16 protein-coding genes are annotated in these 13597 nt (G+C 70.6%); 6 read left to right on the top strand and 10 right to left on the bottom strand.

Annotated elements, in window-relative coordinates; translation table 11 throughout:
- Positions 1-694: hypothetical protein (locus tag A5702_RS25700; RefSeq protein ID WP_197506558.1), on the top strand; the 694-nt coding region annotated here is incomplete at its 5' end.
- Between the two features lie 4 nt (positions 695-698).
- On the opposite strand, the gene A5702_RS12870 is transcribed toward A5702_RS25700, so the two are convergent.
- On the bottom strand, positions 699-1553 hold the full coding sequence (locus A5702_RS12870) for a sulfurtransferase (protein ID WP_068221182.1): 855 nt from the start codon (positions 1551-1553) through the stop codon (positions 699-701).
- A 62-nt stretch (positions 1554-1615) separates the two neighbouring features.
- On the opposite strand from A5702_RS12870, the gene A5702_RS12865 reads away from it, so the two are divergent.
- Positions 1616-2083, top strand: coding sequence for a hypothetical protein (locus tag A5702_RS12865; RefSeq protein ID WP_231965050.1), 468 nt, complete (start codon positions 1616-1618; stop codon positions 2081-2083).
- Here A5702_RS12865 and A5702_RS12860 read toward each other — a convergent pair.
- The 4 genes from A5702_RS12860 to A5702_RS12845 all read right to left on the bottom strand — a co-directional run bounded on the left by A5702_RS12860 (position 2080) and on the right by A5702_RS12845 (position 7376).
- A complete protein-coding gene (locus A5702_RS12860) occupies positions 2080-3210 on the bottom strand; it encodes a glycosyltransferase (RefSeq protein ID WP_068221179.1) in 1131 nt (376 codons plus the stop codon). The two genes, A5702_RS12865 and A5702_RS12860, sit on opposite strands and share 4 nt — an antisense overlap.
- Before the next feature lie 206 nt (positions 3211-3416).
- Complete coding sequence (locus A5702_RS12855; RefSeq protein WP_068221176.1) at positions 3417-4577, bottom strand: AAA family ATPase; 1161 nt, start codon at positions 4575-4577, stop codon at positions 3417-3419.
- 32 nt (positions 4578-4609) lie between these two features.
- Positions 4610-6202, bottom strand: a complete 1593-nt coding sequence (locus A5702_RS12850) for a Na+/H+ antiporter (protein WP_068221173.1) — start codon at positions 6200-6202, stop codon at positions 4610-4612.
- A 127-nt stretch (positions 6203-6329) separates the two neighbouring features.
- Positions 6330-7376, bottom strand: a complete 1047-nt coding sequence (locus A5702_RS12845; RefSeq protein ID WP_068221170.1) for a DUF5685 family protein — start codon at positions 7374-7376, stop codon at positions 6330-6332.
- A 98-nt stretch (positions 7377-7474) separates the two neighbouring features.
- Between A5702_RS12845 and A5702_RS12840 the strand changes: the two genes are divergently transcribed.
- Both A5702_RS12840 and A5702_RS12835 read left to right on the top strand, forming a co-directional pair.
- Positions 7475-7927, top strand: a complete 453-nt coding sequence (locus tag A5702_RS12840) for a protease inhibitor I42 family protein (RefSeq protein WP_082459993.1) — start codon at positions 7475-7477, stop codon at positions 7925-7927.
- Positions 7928-7944: 17 nt separating this feature from the next.
- On the top strand, positions 7945-8424 hold the full coding sequence (locus A5702_RS12835) for a hypothetical protein (RefSeq protein WP_068221167.1): 480 nt from the start codon (positions 7945-7947) through the stop codon (positions 8422-8424).
- Here A5702_RS12835 and A5702_RS12830 read toward each other — a convergent pair.
- Together A5702_RS12830 and A5702_RS12825 are read right to left on the bottom strand one after the other, a co-directional pair.
- Positions 8421-9188, bottom strand: coding sequence for an SDR family oxidoreductase (locus tag A5702_RS12830; RefSeq protein WP_068221165.1), 768 nt, complete (start codon positions 9186-9188; stop codon positions 8421-8423). The two genes, A5702_RS12835 and A5702_RS12830, sit on opposite strands and share 4 nt — an antisense overlap.
- 9 nt (positions 9189-9197) lie before the next feature.
- Complete coding sequence (locus A5702_RS12825) at positions 9198-9623, bottom strand: DUF1707 domain-containing protein (protein WP_068221161.1); 426 nt, start codon at positions 9621-9623, stop codon at positions 9198-9200.
- A gap of 62 nt (positions 9624-9685) precedes the next feature.
- Between A5702_RS12825 and A5702_RS12820 the strand changes: the two genes are divergently transcribed.
- The gene (locus A5702_RS12820) at positions 9686-10312 is read left to right on the top strand and encodes a TetR/AcrR family transcriptional regulator (RefSeq protein WP_055405346.1); all 627 of its coding nucleotides are present in this window, start codon (positions 9686-9688) and stop codon (positions 10310-10312) included.
- On the opposite strand, the gene A5702_RS12815 is transcribed toward A5702_RS12820, so the two are convergent.
- Together A5702_RS12815 and fdxA are read right to left on the bottom strand one after the other, a co-directional pair.
- The gene (locus A5702_RS12815) at positions 10258-11553 is read right to left on the bottom strand and encodes an alpha/beta hydrolase (RefSeq protein ID WP_068221158.1); all 1296 of its coding nucleotides are present in this window, start codon (positions 11551-11553) and stop codon (positions 10258-10260) included. The two genes, A5702_RS12820 and A5702_RS12815, sit on opposite strands and share 55 nt — an antisense overlap.
- Before the next feature lie 35 nt (positions 11554-11588).
- Positions 11589-11915, bottom strand: coding sequence for a ferredoxin (gene fdxA / locus A5702_RS12810; protein WP_055405344.1), 327 nt, complete (start codon positions 11913-11915; stop codon positions 11589-11591).
- Between the two features lie 98 nt (positions 11916-12013).
- Here fdxA and A5702_RS12805 point away from each other — a divergent pair, with 98 nt between their 5' ends.
- Positions 12014-12979: a LysR family transcriptional regulator gene (locus tag A5702_RS12805; protein ID WP_068221156.1), complete on the top strand. Its 966-nt coding sequence runs from the start codon at positions 12014-12016 to the stop codon at positions 12977-12979.
- Here A5702_RS12805 and A5702_RS12800 read toward each other — a convergent pair.
- On the bottom strand, positions 12943-13597 hold a 655-nt coding region (locus tag A5702_RS12800; protein WP_156669605.1), incomplete at its 5' end, for a sirohydrochlorin chelatase. The genes A5702_RS12805 and A5702_RS12800 overlap by 37 nt on opposite strands.

Raw genomic sequence — 13597 nt, 5'->3', positions numbered from 1 at the left:
CGGCATCGGCCTGGTGAACGCCGTCGACACCACCGAGGCCGCGCTCACCCGCTTCCCTCGCGATTCCATTGCCGCCGTGGTGTTTTCGGGCGTCGCCGGTGGGGCGGGCCGCACCGGCATCGCGGACGTCGCCGTTCCGGCGCGGTGGACGTTGGACCACGGCACCACATTCCGCGCGGTTGACCCCGGCATGCTGGCCGAGGCCGGGAAGCTTTCCGTCGCACTGGAAAGCGTCACCCACCGGATCGATTTGCGGCGACGGCCGCGGATCGTCGTTGGGGGCGACGGATGCAGCTGGGACAACAACAACGGCGTCGCGTTTCCGTGCATCCCGAACGGCGGCGACGTTTTCGGCTGTCAGCCGCGCAGCGCGCCCGATCGGTCGCTGCGGTATACCGGCAACTTCCGGCAGACGGCGGGCCCCTGGCTGAGAAGCGCCCTGATCAGCAACATGCGCATCGTCTCGACGTCGGACCCGGCCTATGCCGCAACCGACATGGAGACCGCGGCCGCGCAGACCGTGGCCGACGCGCACGGCGTCCCATTCCTGGGCATCCGGGGCATCACCGACGGGCCGGGCGATCCGCTTCACCTGCCGGGCTTTCCGTTTCAGTTCTTCTGCTACAAGCGGATCGCGGCGAACAACGCCGCCCGGGTAACCGCCGCTTTCCTGCGGAGCTGGGCCGGCACCTGAGCCGCTACTCGGGGCCGACGGCCACCGCGCGGCCCGGGTCCGCACACCACTCGGACCACGACCCGGGAAACAGCGCCGCGTCCCGGCCCGCCGCCGCCAGGGCGGCGACCGTGACGCTGGCGGTCACGCCGGATCCGCAGTAGGCGCCCACCGTGGCATCCCGTTCGATCCCGCGGTCGGCGAGCAGTCGCAGGAGCGCCTCTTCGCCGCCGAACGTGCCGTCGGCGGACAGGACGGCCGTGCTCGGCAGGTTGGTGGCACCGGGGATGTGCCCGGCGGCCGGGTCGAGCGGCTCGACTTCGCCGCGGAAACGTTCGGGTGCCCGCGCGTCGAGCAACGTCACGCCGCCCGCGCCGGCCTGCTCGGCGGTCAGGGTGGGTAGGGCCCCTGCATACAGATCATCATGGGGCACAGTCACGTTCCCGGGTTGCGCTGTGGCCTCGCCGGTTTCGAGGCTCCGGCCGGCAGATCGCCAGGCCCCCAGGCCGCCGTCCAGGATGCGGACGTTCGGCAGGCCGGCCGCCGTCAACACCCACCATGCCCGCGCCGAGCCGGCGCGGTTCCAGTCGTCGTAGACCACCACCGGCTCGTCCTGCCGGACGCCCCACCGGCGCGCGGCGGCCTGCAGATCGCTCCCCGAGGGCAGCGGGTGGCGGCCGCGTCCGGCGACGGCGTGGTCGCTGAGTTCGTCCTCCAAGGACGCATACACCGCGCCCGGTATGTGGCCCTGAAGGTAGGCGGGCCGTCCGTCGGGTTCATCGAGGCGCCAACGGACGTCGAGGATGGTGAGCCGTTCGCCGGCCTCGATGAGGTTGGCCAATTCCGCGGCGGTGATCAACACCTGATCTCGGGCGTTCACTCGATCGACCCTATCGGCCGGGCGTAGTGTGCTGAGGGGCGGCAGAGCAGATGGAGCGGATCGTGGCGCGCATCAGCTACGTAATGACCGGATGTGTTGCGGTCACGGCGGTCCTGGCAACGGCGGTCCCGGCCCAGGCGGTGCCAAACACCCAGTGCGCGCTGACGACGCCCGTTCAAGAAGTGCAGCACTTGTCGCAAGTGCCGCCGGAGCTGCTCAAGCTGCTACCGCCCATCGCCGACATCGGCGCGCCGTTCAACGCGACCGACTCGGTCAGCGACCCGACACTGCCGTTCCGCCGGCTGATCCGGGCCGGCCATCGCGACGCCGACTGGTTCCTCTGGTACGAGCACGGCGGCGTCGGCTATTCCTGGCAGGCGGTGGTCGCGCGCCTCGCGCCCGGCGGGGACCCGAAGGTATTGGCCAATGCCGGAACGATTTCCGACACCTTGTGCAGGCTTACCGACGGCGCGTTCGCCGGCACGGTGCCGCCCTACCCGCCCGGGTCGTGGGCGGCCTCCGACTTCTAAGCCGTGTGTTCGGCGTCGCCGTCGGCGGCCCCCAGCGAGGCCAGCATGCCCGCCGCCGCGCGATGCCAGGTGAAGTCCTCGGCGCGGCGCCGCGCGGAGACGCGACGGTGGAGTTCGGGACGACGCGTGATGGCGCTGACCGCCCGTGCGATGGCGGCCGGGTGGTTGTCCGCCGAAGCGCCGCTGTCCGGGGTGACGATCTCGGTGAGCGCCGAGGTGCGCGAGACGACGGCTGGCGTCCCGCACGCCAGCGACTCCAGCGCCGCCAGCCCGAAGGTCTCGTGCGGCCCGGGGGCCAGCGTCACGTCGGCGGAGGCCAGCAGCCCGGCGACCGTGCGCCGATCGGAGACGAAGCCGGTGAAATCGACCGGCAGCCGGGCCGCCTGACGCTCCAGCCTGGCCCGTAGCGGACCCTCACCGACGACGACGAGCCGGGCGTCGACCCCGGCGTGGCGCAATTCGCCGATCGCGTCGATGCTGCGGTCGACGCGTTTCTCCACCGACAGGCGGCCGCAATGGACCACCAGCAGCTGTGTCGGTGCGGCCCAGCGCCGCCGCACCAGGTAGGAGTGGCGGCGCGGGTGAAAGGTCTGCAGGTCGACGCCCAGGGGAACGGTGACGGTGTTGGTGGCGCCGATTCGATCGAATTCCTCCCGGGCGAAACCGGTGGTGCACACCACCGTGTCGTAATCGGCCGCGGTGCGCGCGTTGGCCAGGTCGGCGAACCTGACCGCGGCCCGCCGCGGAAGCACTTGCCCCACAAGGCGATCCAACCGCTCATGGGAGATCATCACGGTCGTGGCGCCGTGGTCGCGGCCCCACCGGCCCAGTGATCGCAGCGTCAGCCGGTCCGAAACCTCCAGTGCGTCGGGCCGCAACGCCTCCAGCAGCGCCTTGACGGGTCCGGGCAGCACCGCGCGGTAGCCGCCGGTGAGGGGAATCAGCCTGGCGGGCAGGGTGATTCGCACCACGCCGGTGCGCAGCTGGCTGCGTTCGGCCCGCTGCCCGGGCACGATCAGGAACACCTCGTGACCGCCGGCGCAGTATTCGGCGCCCAGCCGGTCCACCGCGGTGCGAAGGCCGCCGGAGCGAGGGCCGTAGAAATTGGCGACCTGTACAACGCGCATAACGTGAGGACACGCGGTGCGCGTGTGCACTCAACAATGCGGACCTGACGCCGGCCTGAACAGTCCATGAATTCCGCCGCGCAGGCTTCGAGCGCGTGCGTACGGGGCGTTGAGTGTGCACCCACGGCGGCGACACGCCGAGAAACACCGCCGTGAATGCACGCTCGATGGCGCGTGCGTACGGGGTGAGGCCCGGCCGCGCGAAGCTAGCGCTTGCCCCAGTCCCACGGCGGCGTACTCAGCAGGTCCTGGCCGGCGACGCGCGTTTCGCCCCACTCCTTGTACAGCTCGATGTCGACGGAGTCGTCGCCGATGGCCTCCAACAGCGTGCGGGAATGGGTGACCACCAGGACCTGCGTCCGCGCCGAGGCGGTGCGGATCAGCCCCGCGAGCGGGCGCACCAACTCCGGGTGCAGCGAGGTCTCCGGTTCGTTGAGCACCATCAGCGACGGCGCCTGCGGGCTGGACAACGCGGCGGCCCACAGCAGGAATCGCAGTGTGCCGTCGGACAATTCCGCCGATCGCAGGGGCCGGAGCATGCCGCGCTGACGCAACTGCAGATCGAAGAGGCCGTCGTGCACGGCGACCGAAATCGTGGCGCCGTCGAACGCGTCGGCGACGGCGCGGCTCAGGTCGTCGAAGCCGGCCTCGATGATCGTCTGGACCGCGGCCGCCAGGTCGCTGCCGTCGTCGGAGAGCACCGGGGTGCGGGTGCCCACCTGCGGGTGCCGCGCCGGCGCCCCGGCGTCGACGCGGAAGCCGTCGTAAAACCGCCACCCGCGCAGCCGCTCGCGCACCTCGGCGAGCTCGGGCAGCGCGTGCGGGTTGGCGTACTCGGCCAGCACGCTGCGGTACAACGGCAGCGACCGGGACAGCTCGTCGAATCCGCGACCGGTGTCGGCACTGACCTCGACGAAACTCGCGGCTCGGCGCACCAGCGTCGTGCCGGCGCGCAACACCGGACCGGCGAAGACCGCCTCCCGCTTGATTTCCGGATCGCGAGCGAAAGCTGAGCGGGCTTGCCCCGCCGACACCGGGATGCCCAGGTCGACCAGATAGCCGAAATCACTTGCAGAAAAGCCCAATTCGAGGGAAACCGGCCGGGTGCGCACGGTGCCCTCGGCCTTCCCGGTGCGCCGGGCGCCCTTGAGCTCCTGGGGCCCGGCCCACAGCGCGGACTGCAGCCCGCCCTCCCGGGCGAGCGAGGCGATCACCTCGCCGCGGCCGCAATCGGCCAGCAACCGCAGCGCGCGGTACAGCGACGACTTTCCGGCGCCGTTGGCGCCGGTGACGACCGAGAGCCGGCCCAGCGGCAGGATCACCTCGCGCAGCGAGCGATACCCGCGGATCGCGACCGTCTGCAACATGGAGCCGACTGTACGGTCGAGGACCGACGCCCTTACTCGTTGTCGGCGGCGTCGAGCAGCTGCACTTCCTCGAGGTCCATCTCGTTCTGCAGCTCACGCAGCACGATGTCGTCGATCAGGTTCTGGTTGCGCAGCGCGGTGATCTCCCGGCGCTTGCTGTCGAGCACACCCAACCGCACCCGCCGGACCAGTTCCTTCTTCTTGACCAGGTGGTTGTTCGTCGAGCCGTCTTCGGTGGCCAGCGCCAGCGCGGCCTTCTCCTCGTATTCCTTCTGCAGCCGGCGCCGCAGGTCGTCGCCGACGCCGACCTCGTCGGCGACGGCGGGCAACGCGTCGAGGGCGGCTCGCACACCCCGGGTGCGGGCCAGTTGCAGCTCCTCGGAGTGCGCGACGTCCTCGGGCATCTGCGCCCAGCGCACCACCGCGGGCAGCGTGGTCCCCTGGACCAGGACGGTGGTCAGGATGACGACCACCACGATGAAGATCAGCAGGCTCCGGTCGGGGAACGGCGCGCCGCTGAGCGTGGTGGTCGGGACGGCCAGCGCCGCGGCGAGTGAGACCGCACCGCGGAAGCCGGCCCACGCGGTGACGAAGCGTTGCCGCCAGCTGACGCGGCGTTCGCGTTGGGCCTGCCGGCGGTCGATCAGGCGGATCAACAACACCGTGAACTCGCCCCAGAAGATGCGCGACAAAATCACCACGGCGGTGACGGCGAGCGCGATGAACAGCGCGTGGCGAATCCCGCCGTCCACGCCGGCGATGCCGCGCAGCGCCCCCGGTATCTGAACACCGACGAACACCCACAACGAGCCGTTGAGCAGGAAGGTCGCGCTGTCCCAAAATGCGTAGGCCTGCAGGCGTGATCGCGCGCGGATCACCACCGGACCGGCGTAGGCGAGCACCAATGCCGCGACCATGACCGCGACGACCCCGCTGCAGTCCATGCTCTGGGCCAACAGGAACGCCGCGAACGGCGTCAGCACGCTCAATGCCATTTCCTCTTGCGGGGCGTCGATTCTCTTGCGCAGCAGCGTCACCGCACCGCCGACCAGGAGTCCGGCGGCGATGCCGCCGAGGTAGGAGCCGACGAAACGGCCGACCAGGTCGGGCGGGGTGATCGCGGATCCGCCGATCGCGACGTGGACGGTGACGGCGAACAGCACCAGCGCGGTGCCGTCGTTGATGAGACTCTCGGCCTTGAGGACGGTGACGGACCGGCGCGGCAACTTCTTGGCGAGGCCGGCCACGGCGGCGGCGTCGGTGGGGGAGAGCACGGCGCCCAGGACGGCCGCCGCGTGCGAGTCCATCCCCAGCGCCCGCGCGGTCCACGAGACCGCCACCGCCGTCGCGATCACCAGGCCGACGCTGAGGAAGACGATGATGCGCGCGTTCGCCCGGATCTCGCGGAAGCTGGTGTTCAGGCCCTCCCAGTACAAGATCGCCGGCAGGAACAGCAACAGCACCACCTCGCCATTGACATGCACATTGGCGAAATGGGGGACCAAGCCGAGCAGGGTGCCGAGCACGATGAGCAGCACCGGCGGACCGACGCGATAGCGCCGGCCGATGACCGTCCCGACGATGACGGTGGAGACGAGCGCGACGATCAGGACGAGGCCAAACACCAGCCCATCCTGCCGGACTTGCTCGGCTCGCGCCGAGCGGGGATGGGGCGGGCGGGGTTGTCGGTTAGGTCACTTCAGACCCGTCGAGAGTCGCCTGAAGGCCGGGGATTCCGTCGCGCGCGGCCGGTCAGGAGCAGTCGCAGCAGCAGTCGTCGCAGCAGCAGTCGCAGCTCTCGCAGCAACACCAGCAGCCGGTGCCGTCCCCGCTCTTCTTGCGCTTGCCGGCGGGGTTTTCGCCGTCACCTTCGGGCTGCCCGGGCTGATCGCCGAAGTTGATGGGTTCCTGCTGGCCGTGCGGCGTCCCGCTTTGCGCGCTGAAACCGGCGTGGGCGAAGGTGCGCTTGATCGATCGGCGCACCTCGCTGGTCAGCAGCCGGTGGGGCAGCCGGCCGTCGGTGAACGACACGTCGGCCAGCGCCAGCTCGATGCCCAACGCCGCGTCGTCGCATAGGGCGCGCGCCGTTGCCACGGGAGTTGCCGTGGCCGCCAACGGGTTCCACTTCCCCCGCGCGACGTCGTCGCGGTAGTCCTCGACCGCGTCGAGCAGGTACGCCACCCGGCCGAACAGCCGCCCGATCTCGCGCAGCGGCGCCGCGTTGTCCGGACGACCGGCCAACACCGCGGTGTGCGCGAACGCCTCGGCGACGGCGGTCTCGGTGGGCTCAGTCACCAGCAACAGCGAGCTACCGGGGCGGGCCTGGGATTCGAGGGCGGGCTGGCGGTCCATCGCGGCGACGAGCACACCCGTGTCGAAGCCCAGGCTGTGACCGGTGTCGGTGCCCTGGCGCACCCAGCGTTCGGCGATGCGGCGCGCGGCCGGCCGCACCCCGGCCACGCCGACCACCCCGTCGCGGTCGTCGACGTGATCGCGGACCCGCGCGGCGGCCAGCGCCAACGACACCACCGCGGCCAGTCGCACGCAGTCACCGGTGGCCACGTCGGCGCGGCGCATCCCGCGCAATGGGCAGCGCCCGGCTGCGCGGCGGCTCGGTTCCCCGGGCGATTGCGCCTCGACCAGCAACGAGACAACCAGGCCGTCGTAGTTGGTGGCGATGCGCGCGGTCTGGCCGTAGTCGTCGCGCAGCGCCAGACACAATCCGCACAACTGGGCTGTCCAGGCCGCCGCCAGCTCGCCGCCGAGCCGGTGACGGCAGGGCCGGATGATGCCAAACATGCACAGAAGCTACCCGACGCGCAGCAAACGCGCGCGCGAAACGCCGAGCCGCCCATGGGGTATCGCCGGGCCGCGCGTCGATGGGGCTTCAGGCCATAATGGGCTCGATGACTGTCGGGAAGATCAGGCTTTTGGTGACCGTCGCGATGCTCGTTTCGCCGATCCTGGTGGGCTGCCATTTCGAGTCCAGGAACCCGCCGTCGACCAAGACGCTGCAGGTGCCGATGAACGACGTGCTCACGCAGAGCGTCATCACCCAGGGCATCACGCTGGCGGTCGGCAACACGCTCGTCGTGAAGTTGGGCTCGAATTACACCACCCCGTACCGGTGGGCGCCGGACATGAAGATCGGCGACTCGGGGGTCCTCAAGCAGACCAGCCACGAATTCGTGCCACCGAGCTCGGACGCGTTGGGGGCGCCCGGCACGGAGGTGTGGACGTTCACCGCGCTGAAGCCGGGAACCACGACCGTCGGCACGTCCTACACCAGCTTCGTCGGCAAGGACTCCAAACCGGCGTGCACCTATACGGCCAACGTCACGGTGCAATAGACGCTACGGTCTGGAACGTGTTCGGCTTCCTCCGCAACCTGTCCGAAATCGGCAAACTGCCCGCCGCGCTGCGCGACGAGCTCGACGCCGAGGGAATCATCTTCAGCGCCGGCAAGGTCGGCGTCAGCCGGCACTTCGGCGGCCATGTGCCGGGCGTCTACTCCGCCTCGGGCGTCTCCCGCTACACGGGCGCGTTCGCGTTCACCGCGGCACGGGTCGTCGCCACGCTGCCCGCGCGCGGGGACGCCAACCTCCGATCGATCGACTGCCCCTGGAACAACGCCAGGGGGCCGGCCCGCGCCACCATCACCGGCAAGGGCCTGAAGCTCGAAATCGATTTGCACGGCGTCGATCCCGCCTTCAGCGGGTCGATGCGGCTCAACTACCGCAAGAAGATTCCCGACGAGGTGCTTCAGACGCTGCCGGCGACGACGCTGCGCTTTCCCGTGCAGCCGGTCTTCGTCTATCGCGCCGCGGGCGTTCGGCCCAAGACCTAGCTTGGCTCGGCGGGCCGCAGCATTCGGCCGCTGACGACCGCCGAGAGCCACCCGGGCATCAGTCGTGAGCCGGTGGCCATCGCGCGAAGGCGCCACCCGGGCACGACGACGGCGCGGCCCCGGTCCAGCCCCCGCAGCCCGGCGGCCACGACGGGTTCGGGCGCCGCGAGCCGGCGATAGATCGCGGTGTGCGACACGTCCGAGCCGAGCGCATCGACGAACCCGGTCCGGGTGGGCCCGGGGCACAACGCGGTGACGGTCACCCCGGAACCGCGCGTCTCGGCCCACAACGCTTGGCTCAGCGACAGCACGAAAGCCTTCGACGCGCCATAGGTGGCCTGATACGGGCCGGGCTGAAAGGCGATGGTGGAGGCGACATTCAGGACGCCGCCCCGACCCCGCGCCAGCATGCCGGGCAGCACCGCGTGCGTCAGCCGCACCAGCGCGTCGACGTTGACCGCGACCAGCTCGCGCTCGCGCTCGGCGTCGACCTCCGCGAACGGGCCGTAGGTGCCGAAGCCGGCGTTGTTGACCAGCACGTCGACCTCCCGGCCGTCCAAGCGGGCGACCAGGTTGTCGACGCCGGCCCGGGTGCCAAGGTCGCCGACGGCAAGTTCAACGGGCTGCTCGACCCGCTGGGCGACCGCTTTGAGTCGGGCTTCGTCGCGCCCTGCGAGCACCAACGACATGCCTCGCCTTGCCAGCTGGTCGGCGAAGATCGCGCCGAATCCGGAGCTGGCGCCGGTGATGACGGCCCACAACATGGCAAACCCCTACCGCGCAACGGTTTTCACGGCCGGGCGGATGCCCAGCGCGTGGCTGACGAGGCCGATCCCGGCGCCGAGGATGGGCCAGATCGGCCAGAAGTACGTGGCGTCGGTAGTGGTGGCGACGGCCGCCCACACGGTCAGCACGATGACGGTCATCGCGAGATAGGCGCCGAGGTGAATGCGCACCCCGCGGCGGGCGGCCTGGATGCGGGCGGCCCGGCGCCGCGGGTCCGCGCGGCGAATGCGCTCGAGCGGGAGGTCGGCGAGCAGCTCACGCAGCTCCCCGGTGGTCTGCGCGGCGAACACCGTCCGCACGCGTCGGTCGTATTCGTCGAGTTCCAGGTAGCCCTGCGCGAGCGCCTGGCCCAGGCGGGTGGCCGCCCGCTCCCGGTCGCGGTCGCCGGCGCGGGGGGTCAGTTGCGGGTCCATTTCGTCCCCTTCCTTCGGATGTGAATGGCTTTAACATAGTCCCCAATGTTAATCTCGTCAACATGGCACGCGAGCGAAAATCGCCGACCGGGGCGGTGCGTCGGGACAGCTATCACCACGGCGACCTGAAACGCGCCCTGACCAGCGCGGCACTGTCGTTGGTCGCCGAAAAGGGGCCCAAGGGCTTCACGCTGACCGAGGCGGCCCGCCGGGCCGGGGTCAGCGCCGCCGCCCCGTACCGGCACTTCGCCGACAAGGCGGCGTTGCTCGCGACCGTGGCCGAACAGGGTTTCGGTGAGCTGCACGCCGAATTGGCAGCGGCCGCCTCCGCGCCGGACCCTAAGGATCGGGTGGTCCAACTCGGCCGCGCGTACGTGCGCTGGGCCGTCGCCCACCCCGACCACTACCGGGTGATGTTCGGCGCCGAGCTGTCCAAGGCCGACCATCCCGGCCTGGCCGTCGCCGGCGAGCAGGCGTTCGGGGATCTGCTCGACGCGATCGCCGACTGCCAGCGGGCGGGCGTCTTGGGCGTCTCGGGCGGTCGGGACCCGCGCGAGCTCGCCGCGCCGCTATGGTCGCTGGTGCACGGCGTCGCGTCGCTCGCGATCGGCGGCGAACTACAGGCGGTCGGGATTCAGGCGGATCCGGAGGCCATGGTCGCGGGCGCGGTGGCCCGGGTGCTCGCGTAGACCTCGGCGAGGAATTGTTCGACGGCGACCGCGGCGTGCACCGCGCGGGCCGAGCCGAAGATGTCGAAAGCGTGCTGGGTATAAGGCAATTCGGCGTACACGACGGGTTGGTTGCTCACGTCGCGCAGCTTGGCGGTGAAGTCGCGGGCCTGCTCGACGAAGGCCAGCGAGTCGTTCTTGCCGTGCAGCACGAAAAACGGTGGGGCGTCGGGGTTTACCCGATGGGTCGGCGACGCGGCGGCGAACGTGTCGTGGTGCGTCGAGGGCCGCTGCTTGATGATCGACTTGATCAGCAACCCGGGCATCATCGCGTGCATCGAGTCGTCGAGCCGGGTGAAGTCGTAGATCCCGTAGAACGGCACGGCCGCCTGCACCCGGGTGTCGGCGTCCTCGAATCCGGGCTGGAACTGGGGGTCGTTGGGGGTGAGCGCGGCCAGCGACGACAGGTGGCCGCCGGCCGAACCGCCGGTGATCGCGATGAATTCGGGATCGCCGCCGTACTCGGCGATGTGCTGCTTCACCCACACCAGGGCGCGCTTGACGTCGACGATGTGGGCCGGCCAGGTGTTACGCGGGCTGTGCCGGTAGTTGATCGCCACGCAAATCCAGCCGAGTTCGGCAAGGTGGCTCATCAGCGGATGCGCTTGTCCGCGTTTGTTTCCCGTCGTCCAGGCGCCGCCCGGGATTTGGAAGAGCACGGGCGCCTTGCCGTTCGGGTCCAGGTCGGGCCGTCGCCAGATGTCGAGATGGTTGGCGCCGCCGTATTCGCCGTAGCTGATGTCGGAGTCGTGGGCGTAGTCGCGGTAGATCCGCAACATGCGCAGCAGGCCCGGCGCCTTGGCGATGCCCGCGCCCTTGGGCCGGCGCCACAGGTCGGCCGAGTCGGTGCGCCGGTCCGAGCCCAGCCCGGCGTCGAGCGCCTGGGTGAGCGGCACGTTGGCTCGATGGCCGGCCCGGCTGAAGTTCAGCAAGCCCGCCGCCGATGCGGCGGCGGTCAGCCAGGCCAGCGTCCGCACCGCCGGGGTGAGCCGTCGGGCCGTCAACGCCAGCCCGCCGAGCTGGCTGACCAGGGTTTGCAGCGGCAACTCGGTGACGACCAGGCCGAAAAACCACGAGAACAGCGACAGGTAGCCACTGCGCGCCAACGGCCGGTAGGCGTTGAGCGTGGTCACCGCGGTCACCGCGGTGACCACGAGCGACCCTAGCTGCCGGATGACGTGGATGATTCGAGCTGTCCGCATGAGCTCACCTTACGAAAAGCCCCTGCGGCAGGTGGTTACGTGGCCTCGGCCCGGCTCTCCAGGCCCTTGACCGCGGCGGGGTCGTTCTCGGTCAGCCCGACCTTCGCCGCGCCGCCGGGCGAGCCGAGTTCGGCGAAGAAGTCGGCGTTGATCTGCGTGTACTCGCCGTATTCGGCCGGCAGGTCGTCTTCGTAGTAGATGGACTCGACCGGGCACACCGGCTCACAGGCCCCGCAGTCGACGCATTCGTCGGGGTGGATGTAGAGCATCCGCGCCCCCTCGTAGATGCAGTCGACGGGACATTCCTCGATGCACGCCTTGTCCTTGATGTCGACGCAGGGTTCGGCGATCACATAGGCCATGCCTCCATGGTTCTTGTCGGGGCCACGGGCGAGTAGAGGCAGCGGCGTTGTGGAGTCACAAGCTATCGTTGTGTCACACGAAATGATTGTGAGTGATTATGGCGCTCAGCCCGCGGATGCCCGAGCTTGCCTCGTTCGAGGTGTTCCTGGCGATCGCCGAGACCGGCAGCCTGGGGCGCGCCGCGCGCGAACTCGGGCTGACCCAGCAGGCCATCTCGCGGCGCCTCGCATCGATGGAGGCCCAGATCGGCGTCACGCTGGCGGTGCGGACCACGCGCGGCTCGCAGCTGACCCCGGCGGGCCTGATCGTCGCCGACTGGGCCCGACGGTTGCTCGAGGTCGCCACCGAGATCGACGCGGGCATGGGCTCGCTGCGCAAGGAGGGGCGCGAGCGGATCAGGGTCGCGGCCAGTCAGACCATCTCCGAACAGCTGATGCCGCACTGGCTGCTGTCCCTGCAGACCGAGGCGACGCGGCGCAATAGCACCGCGCCGCAGGTGATCTTGACCGCCACCAACAGCGAGCACGCCATCGCCGCGGTCCGCGACGGCAGCGTCGATCTCGGCTTTGTCGAAAACCCGGGCACGCCAAAGGGATTGGCCACCTGTGTGGTGGGGCAGGACGAACTGGTGATCGTGGTGCCGCCCGGCCATAAGTGGACGCGGCGGGCGCGGGGGGTAACCGCCCGCGAACTCGCGGAAACGCCGCTGGTGGCGCGCGAACCGCATTCGGGCATCCGCGATTCGCTCACCCAGGCGCTGCGTCACGTGCTGGGCGAGGACATGGAGCAGGCGCCCCCCGTGCTGGAGCTGACGTCGGCGGCGGCGATGCGCGCGGCCGTGCTCGCGGGCGCCGGGCCCGCCGCGATGAGCCGGCTGGCGGTGGCTGACGACCTGGCGGTCGGGCGCCTCAGCGCCGTCACCATCCCGAAGTTGGACCTGCGGCGCAAGTTCCGCGCGATCTGGGTGGGCGGTCGCACCCCGCCGGCCGGGGCGGTGCGAGACCTGTTGAGCCACATCGTCAGCCGTCAGGCCGCGGCGTCGGCCTCCAGCGCCTCGTCGTAGCGATCGAGCACGGTCTCGGCCACCAGCCGGTGCGCGCCCAGCGGCGCGGCCATCGGAATGTCGTTGTCCCGCGCGAAGGTTGAGACGCCGTCGGTGAGCAGGCCCGGGGCCAGGAACCACGGCGCGATGACGAGCCGCCGCGCCCCGCGGCGGCGCAGCTGGGCGGCGGCTTTTTGCACCGACGCCTCGGGCCGGGTGGCGAACGCCGTCGTCGCCGCGGCCCAGCGGGTGCCGACCGCCAGCCGGGACGCCACCGTCGACGTGCGGGCGTTCGCCGCGGTGTTGGACGAGCCGATCGCGACGACCATCACGCCGAGGTCGTCGTCATCCGGGGATACCCCGATCTCGGCCAGGCGTTCGCGCAGCACCGAGACCAGCCGCTCGTCCTCGCCGAGCACGTCGGCCTGCCGGATGCCGTGGGCACCGGCGTCCGCGATCTGCTTCGGGATGTCCAGGCGCGCGTGGTAGGCGCTGGCCAGCAGCAGCGGGGCCACCACCGCGCGGCGGCTGTCGGGCAGGCCGGCCAGCACGTCGACGAAGTTCGGCTCGTTGAGCTCGAGGAACGCCAGCCGCACGTCGAGGTCGGGGCGCAGCCCGGCCAGCCGGTTGGCCACCGCG

It is taken from the genome of Mycobacterium sp. E3339, assembly GCF_001666915.1.
GTDB lineage: Bacteria > Actinomycetota > Actinomycetes > Mycobacteriales > Mycobacteriaceae > Mycobacterium.
The sequence above is the reverse complement of the archived record's forward strand: the minus strand, read 5'-3'. Positions and strand labels throughout refer to the sequence as shown.